Origin of the sequence: Variovorax sp. LjRoot130 (genome assembly GCF_964253755.1) — a bacterium.
Classification (GTDB): domain Bacteria; phylum Pseudomonadota; class Gammaproteobacteria; order Burkholderiales; family Burkholderiaceae_C; genus Variovorax.
In genome coordinates this window covers 428,636-449,871 of the sequence record NZ_CAXURM020000001.1, presented here as the reverse complement: position 1 = coordinate 449,871, position 21,236 = coordinate 428,636, and the positions used below count along the sequence as shown (strand labels likewise).

The 21,236-nt window shown below is 69.5% G+C and carries 23 protein-coding genes; 4 read left to right on the top strand and 19 right to left on the bottom strand.

Translation table 11 applies throughout. From position 1 onward, the window contains the following. Positions 1 to 5 precede the first annotated feature (5 nt). Positions 6 to 983 carry a tripartite tricarboxylate transporter substrate binding protein BugD gene (locus ACSQ86_RS02355; RefSeq protein ID WP_436302539.1) on the bottom strand — a complete coding sequence of 326 codons (978 nt, stop codon included), beginning with the start codon at positions 981 to 983 and terminating at the stop codon, positions 6 to 8. Positions 984 to 1,027: 44 nt separating this feature from the next. Beyond that, a complete protein-coding gene (locus ACSQ86_RS02350) occupies positions 1,028 to 2,404 on the bottom strand; it encodes a class-II fumarase/aspartase family protein (protein ID WP_436302538.1) in 1,377 nt (458 codons plus the stop codon). A 94-nt stretch (positions 2,405 to 2,498) separates the two neighbouring features. On the opposite strand from ACSQ86_RS02350, the gene ACSQ86_RS02345 reads away from it, so the two are divergent. The 3 genes from ACSQ86_RS02345 to ACSQ86_RS02335 all read left to right on the top strand — a co-directional run bounded on the left by ACSQ86_RS02345 (position 2,499) and on the right by ACSQ86_RS02335 (position 4,866). After that, entirely contained in the window at positions 2,499 to 3,230 is a 732-nt protein-coding gene (locus tag ACSQ86_RS02345; RefSeq protein ID WP_436302537.1) for a GntR family transcriptional regulator, read from the top strand. A gap of 26 nt (positions 3,231 to 3,256) precedes the next feature. Next, on the top strand, positions 3,257 to 3,955 hold the full coding sequence (locus tag ACSQ86_RS02340) for a helix-turn-helix domain-containing protein (RefSeq protein WP_093104823.1): 699 nt from the start codon (positions 3,257 to 3,259) through the stop codon (positions 3,953 to 3,955). Between the two features lie 65 nt (positions 3,956 to 4,020). After that, a complete protein-coding gene (locus tag ACSQ86_RS02335) occupies positions 4,021 to 4,866 on the top strand; it encodes a DMT family transporter (RefSeq protein ID WP_436302535.1) in 846 nt (281 codons plus the stop codon). Between the two features lie 88 nt (positions 4,867 to 4,954). Here ACSQ86_RS02335 and ACSQ86_RS02330 read toward each other — a convergent pair whose 3' ends face one another. The 7 genes from ACSQ86_RS02330 to ACSQ86_RS02300 form a co-directional block, all read right to left on the bottom strand. Beyond that, positions 4,955 to 5,998 carry an NADP-dependent oxidoreductase gene (locus ACSQ86_RS02330; protein WP_436302534.1) on the bottom strand — a complete coding sequence of 348 codons (1,044 nt, stop codon included), beginning with the start codon at positions 5,996 to 5,998 and terminating at the stop codon, positions 4,955 to 4,957. An 88-nt stretch (positions 5,999 to 6,086) separates the two neighbouring features. Further along, on the bottom strand, positions 6,087 to 7,541 hold the full coding sequence (locus ACSQ86_RS02325; protein ID WP_436302533.1) for an aldehyde dehydrogenase: 1,455 nt from the start codon (positions 7,539 to 7,541) through the stop codon (positions 6,087 to 6,089). A 28-nt stretch (positions 7,542 to 7,569) separates the two neighbouring features. After that, positions 7,570 to 8,298 carry an ABC transporter ATP-binding protein gene (locus ACSQ86_RS02320; protein WP_436308416.1) on the bottom strand — a complete coding sequence of 243 codons (729 nt, stop codon included), beginning with the start codon at positions 8,296 to 8,298 and terminating at the stop codon, positions 7,570 to 7,572. A 59-nt stretch (positions 8,299 to 8,357) separates the two neighbouring features. Next, positions 8,358 to 9,110 carry an ABC transporter ATP-binding protein gene (locus ACSQ86_RS02315; RefSeq protein WP_436302532.1) on the bottom strand — a complete coding sequence of 251 codons (753 nt, stop codon included), beginning with the start codon at positions 9,108 to 9,110 and terminating at the stop codon, positions 8,358 to 8,360. After that, positions 9,103 to 10,017: a branched-chain amino acid ABC transporter permease gene (locus tag ACSQ86_RS02310; RefSeq protein ID WP_436302531.1), complete on the bottom strand. Its 915-nt coding sequence runs from the start codon at positions 10,015 to 10,017 to the stop codon at positions 9,103 to 9,105. The genes ACSQ86_RS02315 and ACSQ86_RS02310 overlap by 8 nt, the downstream gene beginning before the upstream one ends. After that, complete coding sequence (locus ACSQ86_RS02305) at positions 10,014 to 10,889, bottom strand: branched-chain amino acid ABC transporter permease (RefSeq protein ID WP_436302530.1); 876 nt, start codon at positions 10,887 to 10,889, stop codon at positions 10,014 to 10,016. The genes ACSQ86_RS02310 and ACSQ86_RS02305 overlap by 4 nt, the downstream gene beginning before the upstream one ends. Before the next feature lies 1 nt (position 10,890). Further along, positions 10,891 to 12,081 carry an amino acid ABC transporter substrate-binding protein gene (locus ACSQ86_RS02300; protein ID WP_436302529.1) on the bottom strand — a complete coding sequence of 397 codons (1,191 nt, stop codon included), beginning with the start codon at positions 12,079 to 12,081 and terminating at the stop codon, positions 10,891 to 10,893. 165 nt (positions 12,082 to 12,246) lie between these two features. Between ACSQ86_RS02300 and ACSQ86_RS02295 the strand changes: the two genes are divergently transcribed. Then, positions 12,247 to 13,203, top strand: coding sequence for a helix-turn-helix domain-containing protein (locus tag ACSQ86_RS02295; protein WP_436302528.1), 957 nt, complete (start codon positions 12,247 to 12,249; stop codon positions 13,201 to 13,203). On the opposite strand, the gene ACSQ86_RS02290 is transcribed toward ACSQ86_RS02295, so the two are convergent. The 10 genes from ACSQ86_RS02290 to ACSQ86_RS02245 form a co-directional block, all read right to left on the bottom strand. Continuing rightward, positions 13,178 to 14,473, bottom strand: coding sequence for a HAMP domain-containing sensor histidine kinase (locus ACSQ86_RS02290; protein WP_244503815.1), 1,296 nt, complete (start codon positions 14,471 to 14,473; stop codon positions 13,178 to 13,180). The two genes, ACSQ86_RS02295 and ACSQ86_RS02290, sit on opposite strands and share 26 nt — an antisense overlap. After that, complete coding sequence (locus ACSQ86_RS02285; protein ID WP_093105423.1) at positions 14,470 to 15,156, bottom strand: response regulator transcription factor; 687 nt, start codon at positions 15,154 to 15,156, stop codon at positions 14,470 to 14,472. The genes ACSQ86_RS02290 and ACSQ86_RS02285 overlap by 4 nt, the downstream gene beginning before the upstream one ends. Before the next feature lie 67 nt (positions 15,157 to 15,223). Beyond that, on the bottom strand, positions 15,224 to 15,694 hold the full coding sequence (locus ACSQ86_RS02280) for a DUF4260 domain-containing protein (protein WP_436302527.1): 471 nt from the start codon (positions 15,692 to 15,694) through the stop codon (positions 15,224 to 15,226). Continuing rightward, on the bottom strand, positions 15,687 to 16,148 hold the full coding sequence (locus ACSQ86_RS02275; protein ID WP_093104796.1) for a Spy/CpxP family protein refolding chaperone: 462 nt from the start codon (positions 16,146 to 16,148) through the stop codon (positions 15,687 to 15,689). The genes ACSQ86_RS02280 and ACSQ86_RS02275 overlap by 8 nt, the downstream gene beginning before the upstream one ends. A gap of 102 nt (positions 16,149 to 16,250) precedes the next feature. Continuing rightward, a complete protein-coding gene (gene ptsP / locus ACSQ86_RS02270) occupies positions 16,251 to 18,059 on the bottom strand; it encodes a phosphoenolpyruvate--protein phosphotransferase (RefSeq protein WP_436302526.1) in 1,809 nt (602 codons plus the stop codon). After that, on the bottom strand, positions 18,056 to 18,325 hold the full coding sequence (locus ACSQ86_RS02265; RefSeq protein WP_436302525.1) for an HPr family phosphocarrier protein: 270 nt from the start codon (positions 18,323 to 18,325) through the stop codon (positions 18,056 to 18,058). Before ACSQ86_RS02265 ends, ptsP begins: the two co-directional genes overlap by 4 nt. Beyond that, on the bottom strand, positions 18,294 to 18,749 hold the full coding sequence (locus ACSQ86_RS02260) for a PTS sugar transporter subunit IIA (protein ID WP_093104787.1): 456 nt from the start codon (positions 18,747 to 18,749) through the stop codon (positions 18,294 to 18,296). Before ACSQ86_RS02260 ends, ACSQ86_RS02265 begins: the two co-directional genes overlap by 32 nt. After that, positions 18,746 to 20,005 carry an MFS transporter gene (locus ACSQ86_RS02255; RefSeq protein WP_244503814.1) on the bottom strand — a complete coding sequence of 420 codons (1,260 nt, stop codon included), beginning with the start codon at positions 20,003 to 20,005 and terminating at the stop codon, positions 18,746 to 18,748. The genes ACSQ86_RS02260 and ACSQ86_RS02255 overlap by 4 nt, the downstream gene beginning before the upstream one ends. Next, positions 20,002 to 20,532 carry a hypothetical protein gene (locus tag ACSQ86_RS02250; protein ID WP_436295018.1) on the bottom strand — a complete coding sequence of 177 codons (531 nt, stop codon included), beginning with the start codon at positions 20,530 to 20,532 and terminating at the stop codon, positions 20,002 to 20,004. The genes ACSQ86_RS02255 and ACSQ86_RS02250 overlap by 4 nt, the downstream gene beginning before the upstream one ends. Beyond that, on the bottom strand, positions 20,532 to 21,236 hold the full coding sequence (locus ACSQ86_RS02245; RefSeq protein ID WP_436302524.1) for a DUF4197 domain-containing protein: 705 nt from the start codon (positions 21,234 to 21,236) through the stop codon (positions 20,532 to 20,534). Before ACSQ86_RS02245 ends, ACSQ86_RS02250 begins: the two co-directional genes overlap by 1 nt.

The following is a 21,236-nucleotide window of genomic DNA, read 5'->3' as shown; positions in this document are numbered from 1 at the left end:
GGGGTTCAGTCCAGCGAGATGTTGGTCTTGGCCGCGACCGCTTTCCAGCGCGCCACCTCCGCCTCGGTGTGCTTGCCCAGCGCGGCGCCGGTGTACTGCTCGGTCGGCAGCATCTGGATCGCCTGCGCGCTCATCTTGTCGGTGAAGGCCTTGTCCGTCATGACCTTCAGATAGGCCTGCTGGACCTTGTCGAGCGCGGCCTTGGGCGTTCCCTTGGGCGCGTAGATGCCGTACCAGGTCGACGCCTCGAAGCCGGGCAACACGGTCTCGGCCAGCGTGGGCACGTCCTTCAACTGCGGCAGGCGCACCTTCGAGGTGACGGCGAGCGCACGCACCTTGGACTCGGTGATCTGCGGCAGCGCCGTGTTGGTCTGGTCGAAGATGCCGTCGACCTGGCCGCCGATCACGTCCACCAATGCCGGGCCCGCGCCCTTGTATGGCACCAGCGTGACCTTGACGCCGGCCGCGCTCGCGACCAGCGCCGCGATCAGGTGCGAGCTGGAACCCACGCCGGCATTGCTGATGAATAGCTTGTCAGGATTCTTCTTACCAAAGTCGATCAGCCCCTCGATGTTCCTGGCCGGATGCTCCTTGCGCACCATCAGCACCAGCGGCGTATCGGGAAAGCGGAACACCGGCTCGAAGTCCTTCACCGGGTCGTAGTTCAACTTCTTGTAGAGCGCCGGCGCGGCGCCCATGTAGCCCATGTGGCCGACCAGCATGGTGTAGCCGTCGGGCGCGGCGCGCGCGGCCTTGGCTGCACCGATGGTGCCGCCTGCGCCGGGCGCGTTGTCGATCACGATCGGCTGGCCCACCTCGCGCGCCACGCGCTCGGCGATGCTGCGCGCCAGCGCGTCGGTCGGGCCGCCCGCGGCGAAAGGCACGATCCACGTGATCGGCTTGGCGGGGTAGGCCTGGGCGTGCGCGGCAGCCACGGCGGCGGCGGCCGCGAGCGCGCACAGAAGAGTCTTGATGAAACGCATGCTCATGTCTCCTGGAATGGAATGAAGGGTGGGGTCGGGAGAATTCAGTGCTGCGCCTTCGCCGACAGCGCAAGCGCGCGGTCCACCATCTGCGGCGCGAGGCCGAGGTAGTTGGCGGGGTCGGTCAGGCGGTCGATCGCGGCGCGGTCGAGGTGCTTCGTGACTTCGGGTAGCGCGGCCAGCGCGTCGGCCAGCGTGCCGCCCTTCTCGTTCACCGTGCGGCAGGCGTCGTAGACGAGGTCATGCGCCTGCTGGCGGCCGGTGCGGGGCGCGAGGCCCATCATCACCGCCTCGGCCACGATCAGGCCGCGGCTGATGCCGAGGTTGTGCTTCATGCGCTCGGCATCGACGACCAGGCCGCCGAGCGCGAACTTGGCCTGGTGCAGCGCACCCGCCGTGAGGATGAAGCTCTCGGGAATCGCGATCCACTCGGCATGCCATGGGCCGGTGGCGCGCTCGAAGTCCTGCACCATCGCGTCGACCATCAGCCCGGCGTGCTGCCGCACGGCTTTCGACGCGGCCAGCATCAGTTCGCTGGAGATCGGGTTGCGCTTCTGCGGCATCGTGCTGCTGGCGCCGCGCCCCTTCACGAAGGGCTCGTAGACCTCGGCGAACTCGGTCGAGGCCATGATCATGATGTCGAGCGCAATCTTGCCGAGCGAGCCGGTCACGAGCGCCAGCAGGTTCACTGCCTCGGCGAAGCCGTCGCGTGCCACATGCCAGGTGGTGGCGGGCACGCCCAGGCCGAGCTCTTCGGCCATCGCCCGCTGGACCTCGAAACCCTTGTCACCGAGCGAGGCCAGCGTGCCCGCGGCGCCGGCGAACTCGACGAGCGCGACGCGCGGGCGCAGCTCGGCCAGGCGCTGCTGGTGGCGATCGAACATCGCGAGCCAGATCGCGACCTTGTAGCCGAAGGTCACAGGCAGGGCCTGCTGCAGGTGGGTGCGGCCGGCCATCGGCGTGTCGCGGTGCTTCTTCGCGAGCCCGCCCAGGATGGCGCGCAATTCGCAAATGTCGGCGTCGATGCTGTCGAGCGCATCGCGCACCTGCAGCGCCACCGCGGTGTCCATGATGTCCTGCGTGGTCGCGCCCCAGTGCACATAGCGGCCGGCCTCGCCGCACATTGCCACCAGTTGATGCACCAGCGGCAGGATCGGGTAGCCGACGATGTCGGTCTCCTCCCGCATGTGGTCGAAGTCGATGCGCTCGATGGTGGATTCGCGCGCGATCGTTTCGGCCGCCTCCTGCGGGATCACGCCGACGCGTGCCTCGGCCTTCGCGAGCGCGACCTCGGCATCGATGTAGCGCTGGATCAATGCGCGGTCGGAAAAAAGCGCTCGCATCTTCGCGGTGCCGAAGGCGTCGCGGAACAGGATCGAATCGACGACGGTGCTGGCCATCGGCATGGATGAAGAGGACATGTGGACCTTCATATGTTCGGACATATTTAACTTTAATATGTCCGAACATAATCGCAACTCGGTGTTAACCCTGAGCCTCAGAATCACGCCCACGATGAACAAGCCCCGCTTCTCCGATATCGCGCGACACCTCAAGGAAGGCATCACTTCGGGCCACTACCCCGTAGGCACGCTGCTGCCGACCGAACTGGAGCTGCGCGACCACTACAAGACCAGCCGGCACACGGTGCGCGCCGCGTTGCAGGAACTGCAGCAACTGGGCCTGGTGTCGCGCCGCAAGAACGTCGGCACGCGCGTGGAGTCGGCAACGCCGCAGGTCGGCTTCCAGCAGTCGCTGGCCTCGGTCGAGGACGTGGTGCAGTTCGGAGCGACGCACGTGCGGGTGGTACGCGAGGTCGAGACGGTCGAGGCCAAGGGCGCCTTGGCGCGCCTGCTCGGCTGCGCGGAAGGAACGGCGTGGCTGCGCATCTCCAGCCTGCGGATGGACGAAGAGCAGCCCGAGCTGCCGATCTGCTGGACCGACCTGTACATGGACCCGGCCTACACCGACCTGGTGGAGCGGGTTCGCGATTCGCCGGAGACGCTGGTCAGCACCTTGATCGAGCAGCAGTACGGCCGGCGCGTGGTCGAGATCGTGCAGCAGCTGCAGGCACTGGAAGTGCCCGCGGCGATGGCACGGCAGTTGGGCGTGGAAACCGGCTCGGCGGCCATGCAGATCGTGCGCCGCTACCTCGATGCCAACGGCGAAACGATCGACGTCACGGTCACCCTCCATCCGGCGGACCGCTTCTCGCTCACCATGCGGCTGCAGCGCTCGGCCGGCTGAACGGGAGGACAATCGGCGCCCCGTCCATGCAGTTCAACAGCACGTCCTCATCGCCTCCGCACGGTCTCTCGCTGCGGCGCTACGGCGCCTCGCGCGGCAGCCATGCGCACGACCATTTCCAGGTGCTGGTCGGGCTCGATGGCGTGCTGGACCTGGAGATCGAGGGACGCGGCCGACGCATCGGCGCGGGCGAAGGCTGGGTGGTGACGCCGGGCGACCGGCACGACTTCGAATCGCGCGCCGGCAGCCGCTGCCTCGTGCTCGACACCACGCAGGACCTGTGGGCGCAGTGCGCGGGACGCTCGCCGATGACACCGCAGCTGCTCTCCCTGGCGCGCTACCTGGCGCTGTGCGTGACGCAGGCTTCGCCGCCCGCGGCCGCGCTGCACCATGCGCCGGCGCTGCTGCTGGAGGCCTGGGGGCCCGTGGTGCCGAACGGCCGCAGGCGCGCCATCGACTGGCCGGCTCTCGCCGCGTGGGCGCAGGCGCGCTGGCATCGGCCTCTGAGCGTCGCCGATCTCGCGGCGGTCGCGTGCCTGAGCCCCAGTCAGTTCGCCCAGCGCTGCCGCGACGAGCAGGGTGTAGCTGCGATGCAATGGCTGCGAAGCCAGCGCCTGCTGCAGGCGCGGCAGTTGCGCAGCGGTGGCATGAGCGTCGCGGAGACCGCGCGGCGCACGGGCTACCGTTCGCCTTCGGCGCTCACTGCCGCCCTGCGAAAGAGCTGAAACGCCGTCATTGCTCGACGACGAACCGTCGTTGCGAGACGATCGCGCCGCTTAAGCTCGGGCGCATGTCCGCCACGCTGTACGCACTCGCCGCCATCGCCCTCTGGGGCACGCTCGCCTCGTTGGGCACTTCGCTCTCGCACCTGCCGCCCTTCCTCCTGACCGGGCTCGCGCTGATGATCGGCAGCGTGATGAGCTGGCCCGCCGTGCTGCGCGACCGCCGGGCCTGGACAGTCCCGCCGCGCACGCTGGCGCTGGGCGTCTACGGGCTGTTCGGCTTCCACTTCCTGCTCTTCATCGCGCTGCGGCACGCGCCGCCGGTGGAGGCCAACCTGGTCAACTACCTGTGGCCGCTCTTCATGGTCGTGCTGGCGCCGGCGCTGCTGCCGGGCGTGTGGCTGCGGCCGCTGCATGTGGTCGCGGCCCTGCTGGGCTTCGCGGGCGCCGCCATCGCGATCCTCGGCACGCGCGGCGCTGGCGCGGCCTCGGCCGGCAGCGCCTACTGGGGCTTTGCGCCGGCCCTGGGCTCGGCCTTCATCTGGGCCAGCTATTCGCTGTGGACCCGGCGCGTGCCCGCGTTCCCGACCGCGGCCATCGGGCTCTTCGGCCTGGTGTCGGGCGCGCTTTCGCTCTTGTGCCACGCCCTGCTGGAGCCGGCCGCGGCGCTCACTTCGCGCGACTGGCTGCTGGTCGCGCTGTGTGGCCTCGGCCCGCTGGGCGCGGCCTTCTTCCTCTGGGACATGGCGCTCAAGCGCGGCGACGTGCGCCAGATCGGCATCCTGAGCTACATCACGCCGCTGGCGTCGACGGCGCTGCTGCTGGTGGTCATGGCGCGGCCACTGAGCTGGACCATCGCGCTCGCGGCGGCCCTGATCATCTCCGCGGCGGTCATGGGGTCGCGCGCCCGCTGAGCTCAGCCCGGCGCCGGGCCGCCCCAAGGCGGGCTGCGGCCCCCTCGGGGGGCAGCGAGTACACGCAGTGACAGAGCGTGGGGGCCATTTACTCTGCGACCTGGAGCACCAGCTTGCCGAAATTCTGGCCCGTGAACAGGCGCGTCAACGCTTCCGGGAAAGTGTCGATGCCTTCGACCACGTCCTCGCGGCTCTTCATGCGGCCGTCCTTCAGGTAGACCGCCATCTCGGCCACGGCCAGGTGGTAGCGGTCGGCATAGTCGAACACCACCATGCCCTGCATGCGCGCCCGGTTCACCAGCAGGCTCAGGTAGTTCTTCGGGCCCTGCGCAGGTGCGCTGTTGGCGTTGTTGTACTGGCTAATCGCGCCGCAGATGATGATGCGCGCGCCGCGCGCGAGCCGCGCCAGCGCGGCGTCGAGGATCTCGCCGCCGACGTTGTCGAAGTAGATGTCGATGCCCTTGGGGCAATGGGCCTTCAGGCCGTCGCGCACGGCCGAGGGGCCGGCCTTGTAGTCGATGCAGGCATCGAAGCCGAGCTCCTTCACCACCCAGTCGCACTTCTCCTGGCCACCGGCGATGCCGACCGCGCGGCAGCCCTTGATCTTCGCGAGCTGGCCCACCGTCTGGCCGACCGCGCCGGCGGCGCCCGAGACGACGACCGTCTCGCCGGGCTTCGGCTGGCCGATGTCCATCAGGCCGAAGTAACCGGTCATGCCCGGCATGCCGAGCACGTTGAGCCATTGGGTGATCGAACCCGCACGCAGGTCGATCTTGGTGAGCCCGCTGCGCTTGATGTCCTCCTGCGGAATCAGGATGTATTCCTGCACGCCGAGCGTGCCGTAGACCGTGTCGCCGACCGCGAAGGCCGGGTTGCGCGAGGCCGTCACGCGGCCGATGCCGCCGGCGCGCATGACGGCGCCGATCTCGACCGGCGGGATGTAGCTCTTGCCCTCGTTCATCCAGCCGCGCATCGCGGGGTCGAGCGAGAGCGACAGGGTCTTGACGAGGACGCCGCCTTCGGCCGGCTCGCCGACCGGCTCGGTGGTGAACTGCCAGTTGTCGCGCGTGGCCGCGCCTTCGGGGCGCTTGGCGAGGCGGACCTGGCGGTTGGTGAGGGTGCTGCTGCTCATGGGCGTGTCTCCTGCTGCTTGTCTGCGGGAGCGCATCGTAGCCCCGCCCCCCGCGCAAGCCGGTAGCGCAGGCGACACGACGCGTAGCCTAGAACGGGTAATGCCGCGGCGTGGTCTGTACTGTGAGCCAGCGCAGCTCGGTGAAAGCCTCCACGCCGGCCTTGCCGCCGAAGCGCCCGTAGCCCGAGGCCTTGACGCCGCCGAAGGGCATCTGCGCCTCGTCGTGCACCGTGGGGCCGTTCACATGGCAGATGCCGGCCTCGATGCGGCGCGCCACGTTCCAGGCCCGCGCGACGTCGCGCCCGAACACGGCCGATGAGAGGCCGAACTCGTTGTCGTTGGCGGTGGCGACCGCCTCCTCGACGCCGCGCACGCGCACGACCGCCTTCACCGGCCCGAAGGATTCCTCGCGGTAGATCAGCATCTCGCGCGTCACATGGTCGAGCACCGTGGCCGGCATCAGCGTGCTGTCGGCGCGGCCGCCGCACACCAGCGTGGCGCCCTTGGCCAGTGCGTCGTCGATGAGCGCGTTGCAGCGCGCCACCGTGCTCTTGTCGACCACCGAGCCGAGCACCACCGGCCCCTCGCGCGGATCGCCCAGCGGCAGGCTCTGCGCCTTGGCCGCGAACTTGGCGACGAATTCGTCGGCGACGGCCGCGTCGACCACGATGCGTTCGGTCGACATGCAGATCTGGCCCGAGTTGGCGAAAGCGCCGAAGGCGGCCGCGTTCACCGCCGCATCGATGTCGGCATCGTCCAGCACCACCAGCGGCGCCTTGCCGCCGAGTTCGAGCACCGCCGGCTTCAGGTATTTGGCGCAGGTCTGCGCAATGATCCGGCCGACCTTGGTCGACCCGGTGAAGTTGACGCGGCGCACCGCCGGGTGCGCGACCATGGCCTCGACCACGGCGCCCGCATCGGCCGGCGCGTTGGTGATGAAGTTCAGCACGCCGGGCGGCAGCGCGGCCTCGTTGAGCGCTTCCACAATCAGCGCATGCGTCTGCGGGCACAGCTCCGAGCCCTTCAGCACCACCGTGTTGCCGCAGGCCAGCGGCGTCGCGATGGCGCGCACGCCGAGAATCACCGGCGCATTCCACGGCGCGATGCCGATCACCACGCCGGCCGCCTGCCGCACGCCCATCGCCAGGCTGCCCGGTACGTCCGAGGGAATGACCTCGCCGCCAATCTGCGTGGTCAATGCGGCGGCCTCGACCAGGATGCCGGCCGCGAGATGGACATTGAAGCCGGCCCACATCGCCGAGGCGCCGGTCTCGCGCGCCATGGCCTGCACGAAGGCATCGGTGCGCGCCTCGAGCGCCTGCGCGGCCTTCAGCAGCAATGCGCGACGCTCGCCGGGGCCGGTCTGCGACCAGCTTGCAAAGGCCTGCGCCGCGGCATCGACCGCGGCGATCGCATCGGCGGGCGTGGCCGCGGGCGCGACGGTGGCGACGCTGTCGTCCAGCGGATTGCGGCGCTCGAAAGTGGCGCCGCGCGCGGCCGAGCGGCGTTCGCCATCGACGAGCATCGAAATGGTGACGGTCATGCGAAGGTCCTCCAGAAAGGAAAGGGGTTCAGGCCACGCCGAGGTAGGCCTGGCGAATCACGTCGGAATGGAGCAGCGTCTTCGCGTCGCCCGAAGCGACGACGCGACCGCGTTCGAGCACGTAGCCGCGGTCGGCGGCCATGAGCGCCTTGCGCACGTTCTGCTCGACCATCAGCACCGTCACGCCCTGGGCCGCGATGCGGCGCACGATGGCCAGCAGCTCGTCGACCATGCGCGGCGCGAGGCCGAGCGAGGGCTCGTCGAGCATCAAGAGGCGCGGGCCGCTCATCATCGCGCGCGCCACCGCCACCATCTGCTGCTCGCCGCCGCTCATGGTGCCGGCCAGCTGCGTGGCGCGTTCCGCGAGGCGCGGGAAGTCCTCGAAGGCACGCGCCAGGCGCTCGCTGCGCAGCCGCGCGGGCGCGAGCCAGGCACCGAGTTCGAGGTTCTCGGTCACGCTCATCTGCGGGAAGAGCTGCCGGCCTTCGGCGACCAGCGCGAGGCCCTGGCGCACGCAGGTCGTGGCATCGTTCGAAGGCAGTGCCGCGCCATCGAGCAGGACTTCCCCCGCGCGCGGCAGCAGCCCGGCGAGCGCCTTGAGCAGCGTGGTCTTGCCGGCGCCGTTGGGGCCCAGCACGACGGTGATCCCGGGCAGCACATCGAGATCGAGGCCCTGGATGACCTGGAAGCCGTGGTAGCCGGCCGCCAGCCCACGCACGCGCAGTTCAGCGGTGCATGTCGCCCCCACGCTCGGCACTCGCGTGTCCTCGCTGCCCCCCGAGGGGGCCTTCGCGCCTTGGGGCGGCCCGGCGGCGCTCACTGCGCCTCCATCTCGTCGCCCAGATAGGCCTCGACCACTTCGGCATTGCGCACCACATCGGCCGGCGATCCGTCGGCGATCTTGCGGCCCTGGTGCAGCACCAGCACGCGCTCGACGTAGCGCAGCAGCGTGGTCACCGCATGCTCGATCCAGACGACGGTGAGCCCGTGCGCGTCGCGCAGGCTGCGGATGCGCCGCGCCATCGCATCGACCTCGGCTTCGGTGAGCCCGGCTGCCACTTCGTCGAGCAACAAAACACGCGGCCGCGTGCCGAGCGCCATGCCGATCTCGAGCAAGCGTTGCTGCGAAGGCGTGACGTCCGCCGCCATGCGACCGGCCAGCGCACCGAGGCCCAGCATGTCGAGAATGTCGCCCTCGCTCTGCAAACCTGCGAGCGGCGTGCGATGGCGCCCCGCGAACTGCATGCCGAAGCGCACGTTGTCGGCCAGCGTCATCTCGGCCATGACACGCGGCGTCTGGAAGGTGCGCGCGATGCCGTGCGCCGCGTAGTGGTGCGGGCCGCGGCCGGTGAGATCGACGGTGCCCTGCACCAGCAGCTTGCCGGAGGTCGGCGCGATGACGCCCGAGATGGCATTGAAAAAAGTGGTCTTGCCCGCGCCGTTGGGCCCGATGATGCCGACCAGCTCGCCCGCATGCAGCCGCGCGCTGACCGCGTCGACGGCCGTCAGTCCACCGAAGCGCACGGTGAGCTCGCGGGCTTCGAGCAGGGGAATCACCGCGTCATTCATTTCTCTGCCTTTGCCACAGCGTCGCGAGGCCGTTGGGCAGGTACATCACGCACAGGATCAGCAAGAGCCCCAGCACCATCATGTAGCCGTAGGGCAGTTGCAGCCGCAGCGTCTCGGCCAGCAGGCTGAAGACGATGGCCGCGACGATCGGCCCGCCGATGCTGGCCGCGCCGCCGATCAGTGCGATCAGCACGGTCTGGAAACCGATGAAGGGGCTGAACACCGCGGCCGGCTCGATGTAGGTCCAGCGCACCGCCATCGCGGCGCCGGCCGCGCCCGCGAAGGCGGCGGTGAGTGCGAAGCCCGCGATCTTGATGCGCCGCGTGTCCACGCCCAGCGTCTGTGCACGCTGCTCGTCGGCGCCGATGCCCGCGAGCGCAAGGCCGAAGCGGCTGCGCTTGACGAGGATCGCCGCCGCGATCGCGGCGCCGGCGATCGCGAGCACCGTGAGGTACACCGTCTCGTTCGACGGCACCACCGTCAGCACGCGGCCCACGGTGCCCGAGACCTGCTTCTCGACGAAGGTGACGGCATGGCGGATCAGCTCGGTCATGCCGAAGGTCAGCACCGCGAAGTAGGTGCCGCGCAGGTGCAGCACGGCCGTGCCCATCGCCACCGCGACCACGCTGGCGAGCGCAGCGCCGCAGAGGATCACCAGGGGCCAGGGCAGCACGCCCAGCAGCGTCGCGCTGGCGTACGCGCCGAGCCCGAAGAAGGCGGAGGTCGCCAGCGACAGGTAGCGCGTCGCCCCGCAGAACAGCGACCAGCTGCAGGCGAGTGCGATGTACATGAGGCAGCTCAGTGCGACCGCGCTCACGAAGTCCGAAGCCACCCGCGGCACGCCGGCCGCGAGCAGCAGCCCGATGGAGAGCCAAAGCCAGGGCCTGTTGGCGAATGCGGCCTTCATCGCGAGAACAACCCGTTGGGGCGCCAGATCAGGACGCCGATGAACACCGCATAGGACAGCAGCATCTTGAACGAGGGGCTCGTGAAGTGCATGCCCAGCGCCTCGACCACACCCAGCAGCAGGCCGCCGACCAGGCTGCCCGCGATGCTGCCGAAGCCGCCGAGCGTGATGACGATCAGCGCGGTCACGGTGTAAGGCTCGCCCATCGAGGGCGAGATCTCGTAGGTCATCGACAGCAGTGCGCCGGCCACGCCCGAGAGCCCGAGGCCGATGCCGAACATCAGCGGATGCAGCCGCTTCGTGTTGATGCCCACCAGCTGCGCGCCGACGGGCGACTGCATCAGCGCGCGCACCGCCTTGCCCAGCAAGGTGAGCCTGAGCAGCGCGATGAGCACGAGGCTCAGGGCGAGCGCGATGCCGAAGAGCACCAGCTTGTTGACGGTGAAACGCATGTCCGCCACCTGCACAGGCTCGGCCAGGTAGTCGTAGCCGCGCAGGTCGCCGCCCCAGATCAGGAGCGCCGTGTTCTGCACGAAGAACATCAGGCCGAAGCCGACCATCAGGCTGCGCGCCTCGAACACTTCGACGCTGGGCGCGCGCGCCGCGACCTGGCGAAAGCACAGCCGGTGCACCGCCATGCCGATCCCCATCAGCACCACGAAGGCGACCGGCAGGAACACCAGCGGCGAGATGCCCCAGGCGGTATGCGCCCACCAGGTCAGGAAGGCGCCGAGCATCAGGAACTCGCCGTGCGAGATGTTCATGATGCGCATCAGGCCGTACTGCAGGTTCAGGCCGATCGCGACCAGCGCATAGATGCCGCCCGTGATCAAGCCGCCGGCCAGGAGCTCGGCCCATCCAGTGAGGGACACGCTATTTCCAGGCCGGCTTCGGCATCAGTTGCGCGGTGGCGCGGTTCTTCGGCCATACCACCTCGAACTCGCCGCTCTGCCATTGCGCCACGGTGCCGGGGATCGAGGCGTTCTCGCTGCCCTCGAAGCGCATCGACCCCAAGATGGTCTTGAACTCGTTCTTCGCGATCTGCTCGCGCAGCGCCTTGCGCTCCAGGCCCACCTTGGCCACTGCCTGCTGCAGGATCTCGAGCCCGGCCCAGCAATGGCCACTGGCCCAGCGGTCCGGCTCCTTGCCGAACTTCTTGGTGTGCGCGTCGAAATACGCCTTCGCCTCCGGGCTGGTCTTGGCGTTCCACGAACCCATGCCGATCACGCCCTCGGTGTTGGCCGCCATCACGTTCTTGTAGAGCTGGAAGGCGGTGCCGACCGAGGCGTAGAAGTACTTCGGATTGAAGCCGACCTCGCGCGCCTGCCGGCTCGCGAGGATGGTGTCGGGCGGGTAGGTGATGCCGATGAAGGCATCGGGGTTCAGGTCCTTCATCGTGCGCAGCACCGGCGCCAGGTCCTTCACGCCGAGTGGGTAGCTCTTGCGCTCCAGCACCTGGATGCCCGTCTTCTTGAGCGCGGCATTGAGGGCGGCGAAGTTCTCCAGCCCGAACAGGTCGTCCATGTAGACGATGGCGATGCTCTTCACGCCGTTCGCGACCAGCATGTCGACCAGCGCGCCCATCATCTTGTCGGGCTGCTGCAGCAGCGAGAAGAAGTACGGCAGCTGCATGTCGATCAGCTTGCGCGAGAGCGCGGTGGGCGCCAGCATCGGATAGCCGAAGCGGTTGGCGAGCGGCGCGACGGCGAAGTTGGCGCCCGAGCCCCAGGGCGGCAGGATGAGGTCGACCTTGTCGCTGCCCATCAGCTTCTCGAAGGTGCGCACGCAGGTCTCGGTCTCGCTGCGGTCGTCGTAGCCGACGAGCTCGATGGGCCGCTTCGCGCCCTTCACCGACAACCCGCCGGCCGCATTGACCTGCTCGGCCCACAGCAGGTAGTTGGGCTCCTGGCTGACCTGCGCGCCGGCCGCCCAGGGGCCGGTGCGGGCGATGGCATAGCCGATCTTCACCGGCGCGCCCTGCGCGAACAGGTGCGGCGCGACGGCGGCGGCGCCGACGGCGGTGGCGGCTTGCTGGATCCAGCGGCGGCGATGGGCGTCTGTCATGGCGAGTCTCCTTGCGGGCGTCGAGCTGCGTCCGATGCCCCGATCGTAGGAAGCGCGACTCTGCGCCGCTGTGCCGCCTGCGCACAAAGCATTTGACGCAGCGCGCACGCCGCTAGTGGTTAACCCGCAAAGCCCGCCAGCCGCAGCCCGCCAGACAATAGGCGCATGACCGCCTCCCTGCAGCTGTCGACCGACGAAGTTCCGCCGCGCGAGCGTGCGCCGGTCTGGCGCGAATGGGTCTGGCGCCATTTCGGCGGCCTCGATTCCGAGCTCTACGGCGACAGCGAGTTCGACGGCCACATCGCAGCGTCGCATGCCGGCGACGTGATCCTCACGCGGCTGGAAGCCAATCGCCACCGCGTGCTGCGCACCCCGCAGATGGCGCGCAGCAGCGAGGCCGCGTACCTGAAGATCGTCGCGCCCTGGCAGGGGTCAGCGGCGGTGACGCAGCGCGGCCGCGAGGCCTCGGTGCGCACCGGCGGCTGGACGCTCTACGACACCACCGCCGACTACACGGTGGCCAACCCAGAGCGCAGCGACCACCTGATCGTGATGCTGCCCAAGGACCAGCTGGCGGTGCCCGACCTGCCGCTGGGCGAGCTGGTGGCGCGCCGCGTGGGCGGCGCAAGCGGCATCTCGCGCGTGGCGCTGGAGACCATGCGCAACACCTACCTCGAGCTGCCCTACATGAGCGAGGCGGCGGCGCGCGGCGCGGGCGAGCTGATCATCCAGCTGGTGCGGCTGTCGCTGATGGAGCTGGCCGGCCAGGAAACGCCGCGCACCCAGCGCGAGGCGCTGAAGGACCGCATCCGCCAGCACGTGGCGCAGCATCTGCGCGATCCTTCTTTGTCGATCGACGGCATTGCGCAGGCGCTGCGCTGCAGCAAGCGCCATCTGCACAACGCCTTTGCCGGCGACGAGGACACGCTGGCCGGCTACATCCTCCACCAGCGCCTGGCCTGCTGCATCCGCGACCTGGTGGATCCGGCGAATGCGGCACGGCCGATCACCGACATCGCACTGGCCTCGGGCTTTTCCAACCTCTCGCATTTCAGCCGCGTGTTCCGCGAACACACCGGCGGCAGCCCGAGCGAGTTCAGGCGCCAGGCAGCACGACGCTGACCGCGAGGCCCGGCTGCGCGTTGCGCACGCGCAGCGTGCCGCCGTGCGCTTCGGCCACCAGCCGGCACAGGTACATGCCGAGCCCGACGCCGCCGGTCGCGCGCTGGCGTGCGCTGTCGGTGCGGTAGAAGGGCTCGGTCAGGCGCTCGAGCTGCGCGGGCTCGACGCCGGGCCCGAAATCGCGCACTTCCAGTTCGATGCCGCCCTGCCCCGCCGCGCGCAGCGCGATGTGCGGCGGCTCGGCGGCTTCGGCACCGTAGCGCAGCGCGTTGTCGAGCAGGTTGCGCACCAGCAGACGGATGCGCAGGCGGTCCAGCGCCAGTGTCGGCAGCTTGGAGGCCAGGTCGAGCACGACGCGCTCGCCTTCCGGGTGTTCGCCCGCCACCTCGCGCACCAGCGCCGCCAAGTCCACCGGCTCGCGCTGCAGCGCCGCATGCGGGCTGGCCAGGCGCTCGCTTTCGAGCAGGTCGCTGATCAGGTCGCGCATCTCGGCCAGGTCGCGCAAGAGCGCGGCGCGTTCGGTCTCGCCTTCGGGCGTGGCCGGCAGCAGCTCGGCGTTGAGCCGGGCGCGCGTCAGCGGCGAGCGCAGCTCGTGGCTCAGCGCCAGCAGCAGCGCGCGCTTGGCATCGAGCATGGCCTGGATGTCGTGCGCCATGGTGTTGATGCGCTGCGCCAGGTCGCCCAGCTCGTCGCGCCGGCGCAGCGGGATCGGCTGGTCGAAGGCGCCGCGGCCGAAACGCTCGGCGCCGGCACGGATGTCGTCGAGCGGCCGCAGCAGCCGGCGCACATAGACGTAGGCGAGCACGATCAGGCCCAGCAGCAGCGCCAGCGTGATCCAGCCGATGCCGTGCGGCTCGCGCTGCCACGGCAGGGTGCCGAGGCCGAAGCTCACGCGGTGGCCATCGGCGGTGCTGCGCGTGAGCCAGTCGCCGCTGCGCGGGCCGAAGCCGCGCCAGCGGCGCTGGGGATGCGAATCCCAGTTGACCTTGGGGCCTTCGATGCGGATCGAGATCGGCAGCCGCACGACCATCGCCTCGGCGCGCGCGACATCGGGCGGCGTGCCGAGCTCGGCCACCAGCCGGTCCATGTAGTCGGCGACCAGCGGCTGGGCCGCCTCGCGCCAGCCGCTGGAGAACGCACGCTGCATGCCGCTCAGGAACACGGCCGCCATCGCCATCGCGAGCAGCACGAACACCGTGATCAGCCGCAGCCGCAGCGAATGGCGCCACCGATGGCCCCACTGGCGCGGCGTGCCGTGCTTGCGCCTCACGGCGGGCCCTTGCCGACGGCGAGCGTGTAGCCCGCGTTGCGCAGGGTCTTGATGCAGTCCAGCGGCTCCAGCTTCTTGCGCAACCGGCTCACGACGATGTCGACCGCGCGCGTGTAGAGCTCGGCCTCGTGGCCGCGCAGGCGGTTGAGGATGTCGTCGCGGCTCCAGACCTTGCCGGGCTGGTCGGCCAGCAGCGCCAGCAGTTCGAACTCGGTGCCGGTCAGTTCCACGCGCTCGCCCTGGCGCAGCACCTCGCGCTTGTCGAGGTCGATGGACAAACCCTCGAACACGCGACGCTGCGTGGCCGCGGCCGGCGCCGGCGCGCGCTGGCGGCGCAGGATGGTCTGCACGCGCGCCACCAGCTCGCGCGGCTCGAAGGGCTTGGGCAGATAGTCGTCGGCGCCGAGCTCGAGGCCCACCACGCGGTCCATCACGTCGCCGCGCGCGGTCAGCATCACGATAGGGATGTCGCTCTCCTTGCGGATCTCGCGGCACAGCGCGAAGCCGTCCATCTCGGGCAGCATCACGTCGAGGATGGCGGCGTCGTAGTGGCCGGCGCGCAGCTTCGCGAGGCCTTCGCTCGGGCGCGTGACGCTCTCGAGCGCGCAGTCAAAACGCGCGAAGTAACTGGCCAGCGGCGCCGCGAGGTGCTCGTCGTCGTCGATCAGCAGGATGCGGGGCATTCCGCGATTGTGCATACCGGCAAACACATAGCTCGGGATCAGCCCCGCCGGCATCGGATCGCCGTGCTCACCATGGGTCGGCGCGCCCGATGCGGCCAAGGTGCGTGGCACCGAACTCGTTGCCGTACTTGAGCCCATAACCGAGCGAACGGTCGAGGCCGATGTGTGCGCACCAGATCAGCCCGAGGGCCAGTGCGGCAGGCACGTCGCCGACGAAGCCCAGCACCAGCAGCGCGACCGGCCCGATGTACGAGTGCGCAGCGTTGTAGGCGATGGCGCCCACGCGCGGACCGCCGAGGTAGCCGAGGAAAGACAGATCGGGCAGCAGGAACAGCATCGCGAAGGCGCCCCAGCCCGCGCCCAGGTGCATGTAGGCGGCCACAGCCGCCGCGAGCACAACGAGGCCTTCGAGGCGCAGCACGATGCGCACGCCGCCCAGCGTGGCGCCGGACGACGAGCCTTCGATCGGGGCTTGCCGGGCCCAGGGCGCGCTCGGCGCCCGCGGCGCGACGAAACGCGGCGCAGATGCTTCAGCCATGGCGCCCCCAGCGACCGCGACGCTCCATGAACTCGCGCACCTTCTGCTGCTGTGCCGGGTTCAGGTTGTCGAAGAAGTCGGCCGCGGCCGCGATCACCTCGGGGCTGCCGACCTGGATGGCGGCGGTCTTGTCTTCCACCAGCTTCTTCGCTCGCTCCTGGTCGAGCTTGGCGCCGGCGAACAGGGCGCGGAACTCGGCGCGCGGATCGCCGCCGCCGCGCAGCGCGGCACGCTGGGCCTGCAGCTTCTCGGTCAGCACCGTGAGCTTCTGCTTCTGCGCGGCATCGAGATCGAGCTTGCTGCCCACGCGCTCGACCATCCTGGCGCGGAACTCGGCGCGGTCCTGCTCGGAAGCGCCGCTCCAGCCATGGCGATGACCGCAGCCGACCAGGCTGCCCGCGACGAGTGCCGCACCGGCGAAACCGAAAAGTGAACGTTTGAACCAGGGTTTCATGAGAGTCTTCCTTGAGAACTGATCGGACGTCGATCAGGAAGACTCGATGGTGCGATTCAGGCGCCGCGAAGTCCTTTCGCGGCGGTTTCGCCGTGTTTCGTTTTATTGCGGCGCAGCGGCCGGCGTGAGCGCGGCGGCCGGCTCTTCGGCCTCGAGCACCTGCTGCGCCCAGGCTTCGAGCTTGCTCGTGTCGGCGCGCAGCACCTCCTGCTTGACGGCCAGGATCTGCGAGGGGTGCATCGAGAAGCTGCGCAACCCCATGCCCAGCAGGAGCCGCGTGAACATGACGTCGCCCGCCATTTCGCCGCACACGCTCACGCCCTTGCCCTGGCGCCGGCACTCGGCGATGGTCTCGGCCACCAGGCGCAGCACCGCGGGATGGGCCGGGTCGTAGAGGTGCGCCACCGACTCGTCGGCGCGGTCGATGGCCAGCGTGTACTGGATCAGGTCGTTGGTGCCGATCGACAGGAAGTCGAAGTACTTCAGGAAGGTCTTGAGCGTGAGCGCCGCGGCCGGGATCTCGATCATCGCGCCGAGCTTCACGTTGCCGTGCACCACGCCGCGGTTGTCCAGCTCGGCACGCGCGAAGTCGATCAGCGAGAGCGTCTGGCGAATCTCGCTCGCATGCGCGAGCATCGGGATCAGCAAATGGATCTCGCCGTGCGCGGCGGCGCGCAGGATGGCGCGCAGCTGCGTGAGGAACATGGCCGGATCGGCCAGGCTCCAGCGGATCGCGCGCAGGCCCAGTGCCGGGTTCAGATGCCCGTCGTCGCGCACCGACTTGCCGTCGAGCGGCTTGTCGGCGCCGACGTCGATGGTGCGGATCGTGACCGGCATGCCTTGCATGCCCTCGACCGCGCGCTTGTAGGCCTGGTACTGCTCTTCCTCGTCGGGCAGGCGCGTGAGGCGCTGCGCTTCGCGGCCCATGAACAGGAACTCGCTGCGGAACAGGCCGACGCCGACCGCACCGGCCTTGACCGCGCCGATGGTGTCCTCGGGCATCTCGATGTTGGCCAGCAGGTCGACGCGCTGGCCGTCCAGCGTGACGGCCGGCTTGTGGCGCAGGCGCGAAAGCCGCCCGCGCTCGAGGTCGTTCTGGCGCTGCTTGAAGCCGTACTCGGCCAGGATGATCGGTGAGGGGTCGACGATCACCACGCCGCCGTCGCCATCGATGATGACCCAGTCGTCCTGCCGAACCAGCTGGCTCGCGCTGCGCGCGCCGACCACGGCCGGGATGTCCATGCTGCGCGCGACGATCGCGGTGTGCGAGGTGCGGCCGCCGACATCGGTTACGAAGCCGGCGAACACGCTCTTCTTGAACTGCAGCATGTCGGCCGGCGAGAGGTCGTGCGCGATCAGCACCAGCGGCGCGTCGATGGCGTCGTTGGCGGTCGGATCGGCGTCGTCGTCCTCGGCCCTGCGCTTGCGCCGCGGCGGGGTCGGGGCCAGCACGGCGGCCGTGCCTTTCATGCGGTGCAGCAGGCGTTCGACCACCTGCTCGAGGTCGGCCTTGCGCTCGCGCAGGTACTCGTCCTCCATTTCGTCGAACTGGCGCGCGATCACCTCGAGCTGCGTGGTGAGCGCCCATTCGGCGTTGTAGAGGCGCTCGACGATCCAGTGCTTGACGCCGCCGGTCAGCACCTCGTCCTGCAGCAGCATCTGGTGCACTTCGAGCAGCGCCGCGAGTTCGTGCGGCGCGTCGTTCGGCCCCATCAGCGCGACGCTGGCTTGCAGCTTCTGCAGTTCCTCGGCCACCGCGTTGCGCGCCGTGCGCACGCGGTCGATCTCGGTCTCGATCTGCTCGGGCTTGATGAAGTAGTGAGCCACATCGATGCGGCTCGAGACCACGAGCACGGCACGTCCGATCGCAATGCCACGGGCGACCGGCAGCCCATGGACGGCAAAGGTCATTCGCCTTCTCCGAATTTGTCGTTCATGAGGGCAACGATGGCGTCCAGCGCCTCCTGTTCCCGTTCCCCGTTGGTTTCGATATCGACCGTCACGCCGATGCCCGCGGCCAGCATCATCACGCCCATGATGCTCTTGGCATTGACGCGGCGGTCGCCGCGCGCGAGCCAGACCTCGCACGGATAGCTGCCGGCGAGCTTGGTGAGTTTGGCCGAGGCGCGCGCATGCAGCCCCAGCTTATTGCTGATGGTCACGGATGTCTTCGTCACTGTGCTTTCTTCTTGCCTGATTCTGGGGTGCCGCCACCGCCACCTGCATCACGCCCGCGGTGCCGCCGGTGAGCGCGCGCTGCACCAGGGTTTCGAGCGGCTCGTTGCGGTAGCTCACCGCGCGCAGCAGCATCGGCAGGTTGACGCCGGCCACGAGGCGCGAGCGTACGCCGTCGACCAGCTTCTGCGCCACGTTGCAGGGCGTGGCGCCGAACACGTCGGCCAGCACCAGCACCTGCGAGCGCGGCGTGCGCTGCAGCTGGGCCAGCGTGATGCGCGCCGCCGCCAGGGTTTCGTCCGGCGACACATTGGGCAGCACGTCGAGCGCGACGACCGAGGCCTCGCTGTCGGGGAACACATGCAGCGCGCACTGCCGCAGCGCCTGGGCGAGCGGCGAGTGGGCGATGATGAAGATGCTGTTCATGCGGGTCGGAGGGCAGTCCGTCGATTATGCGGGGGCGCCCACAGGAAGTAGAAATAAGACAACAGACAGCATCCCAGAAACAGGCCCAGCGCGCCACGGAAGGCGCCCACGGTGTCGAGGCCGGCGCGACCGAACAGGTCGACCAAGAGGCCGACGCCCCACTGAACCACGAAAACGCCGAGAAACACCACCAGGTTGTACGCCGAGAGGGCGCGCCCCGCCAGCGAGGCGGGCAGCGCCATCGCGACCGCGGGCTGGGCCAGCGCCACGACGGTCGAGCTGCAGAGGAAAATCGCCCAGGCCACGGTGCCCGCCGCGGGGCCGAGCACCAGAATGGCGGCCAGGGCCGCCATGGCGAGCGGCAGGCCCCAGCCGATCAGCCGGGCAGCGGCGATGCCGCGGCGCACCAGCCACGGGTTGGCGGCACCCCAGAGCCAGTAGGTGACGAGCATCGCGATGCTGATCCAGAACAGTGCATCCGCGGCCTGGGCCGACGCATAGCCGGCGACACGCGTGAGCCACGGGACGACCCAGAGCGTCAGCATGGCGACGAAGCCGCCGTAATTGAAGAAACCGATCGGCATGAGCTTGCGGAAAAAGGGATCGCGCCACACGGCGGCGTAGCCGGCGTCCTGGCGAGGCGTCGCAACTTCCTGAACGTTCGCGGCGTGGGCGGCGTTGTCCCAGGTCGGCGCCGCCCAGGCGATCACCAGCATCGAAACCAGCACGCCGGCCGCGAGCAGCCAGAAAAGCGGCCGCCAGCCCACCAGCGGCATCAGCCATTGCACCGGCAGCGTGGCGGCGACCAGGCCGAGCGAGCCGATCATGAGCATCCAGGAGTTGCTGCGCAGCTGCAGCGCCGGGTCGAACCAGCGGCGGTAGCCGGTCAACGGCGCCATGAGGCAGGCGCTGACGCCTACGCCGGTGAGCACGCGCGCCGCCAGCAGCAGCCAGAACTGCGTCGCCACCGAAAACAGCAGGCAGCCGGCGACCGCCACCGCCAGGAAGCAGAGGATCACGCGCTTGGGGCCGTGGCGATCGAGCCAGTTGCCCATCGGCAGTTGCGTGAACGCGAAGCCGAGGAAATAGCCCCCCGCGAGCAAGCCGAGGTCGCGCGAATGGAGCTCGAAGTCCGCCGTCAGCGTGGGCGACAGCGTGGCGGTGATGGCACGCACCAGCGTCGAGAGAAAGTAGGCGAAAGCAAAGGCCAGGAAGACCGCGGCGATCCGGCCGCGGCCTGCAAGAACGCCGCTCACGGAAGACGCAATCCCTCGAAAAAGATGGCGCGCGCCTCGGGCGAAGAAGGCTTGCCGAGCACGGTCGCCTGGTAGAGCGCCATCTTTCCGGCGCGCTGCTGGGCGAACCAGAGCACGTGGGTCGGCGCGCTGGCGCCGGCCTGGGTTTCGAGCCGCATGGGCCCGGGCGAGTCGGTGGCCCGGGGCAGCACGGCCGGCGCCTCGGCCATCGGGGCACCGGCCAGCTGCGTGCGCGTTGCCGCACGCCAGGCGTGCATCCAGGACTCGGCCTGCGCCGCATCGCTGGCCGCGGCATGCGCGACGGCGAATGTGGCGCCGCCGGCCTCGCAACCGGTCACGTCGACGCTGATCAGCTCGGCGCCGAGCGGCAGCATGCGCGTCGCGCGGTCGGCCTTGCAAGGCAGGAGCGCGATCAAGCCGTCGTCCCCGATCGGGACTTCGCGCCAATTGAAGACCGGGCTGCAGGCGCCGAGGGCGGCAGCGGCCAGGGCGAGCGCCGCGAATCGGGGACGGAACGAAAAGAGCATCAACGCAATGCGCCGAACACCTTCTGCAGAATGGCGCTGCCGCTGCCGACCGGGTCCTGGCGGATCTTGCGTTCTTCCTCGCCGATCATGAGGTAGAGCCCGTCGAGCGACTTGCCGGTCACGTAGCGCTGGATGTTGGCGTCTTCCTTTTTCACCAGGCCGTAGCCGGCCGCCTTGCCGGCGATGTGGTTGTATTTCTCGGCCAGCTTGACCTTGACCGTGGCGTAGGTCACGACGGGCAGAAATTTCTCCGTGAGCGGCGCGCGGGTCTTGTTGGCGAAGAACTGGGTGACCGAGGTGTCGCCGCCGACCAGGATGCCCTTGGCATCGGCCACGCTCATGGTGCGCACCGCATTCACCAGCAGGTCCTTGGCGGCCGGGACCGCCTGCTCGGCAGCGCGGTTCATCGCGGTCACGAGTTCGTCGATGCGGCCGCCCTGGCCCACCACGCGCAGCATCTTGGCCGCGTCTTCGAGGTAGCCGGGCAGCGGAATGCGGACCTTGGGATTGCCCAGAAAGCCGTCCTGCCGCCCCAACAGACTGACCGCCGCGGTGGCGCCCTTCTCGAGCGCGGCCTTGAGCCCCTTCGAGGCGTCGCCGGCGCTGAGATCGTCGATCGCCAGCGCATGAGCGTGCCGCATGGCCAGCAATGCCAGGGCGGCGGGCGCGGCCAGGAAGGCGGAACTAAAATCTCGGCGGTCCAT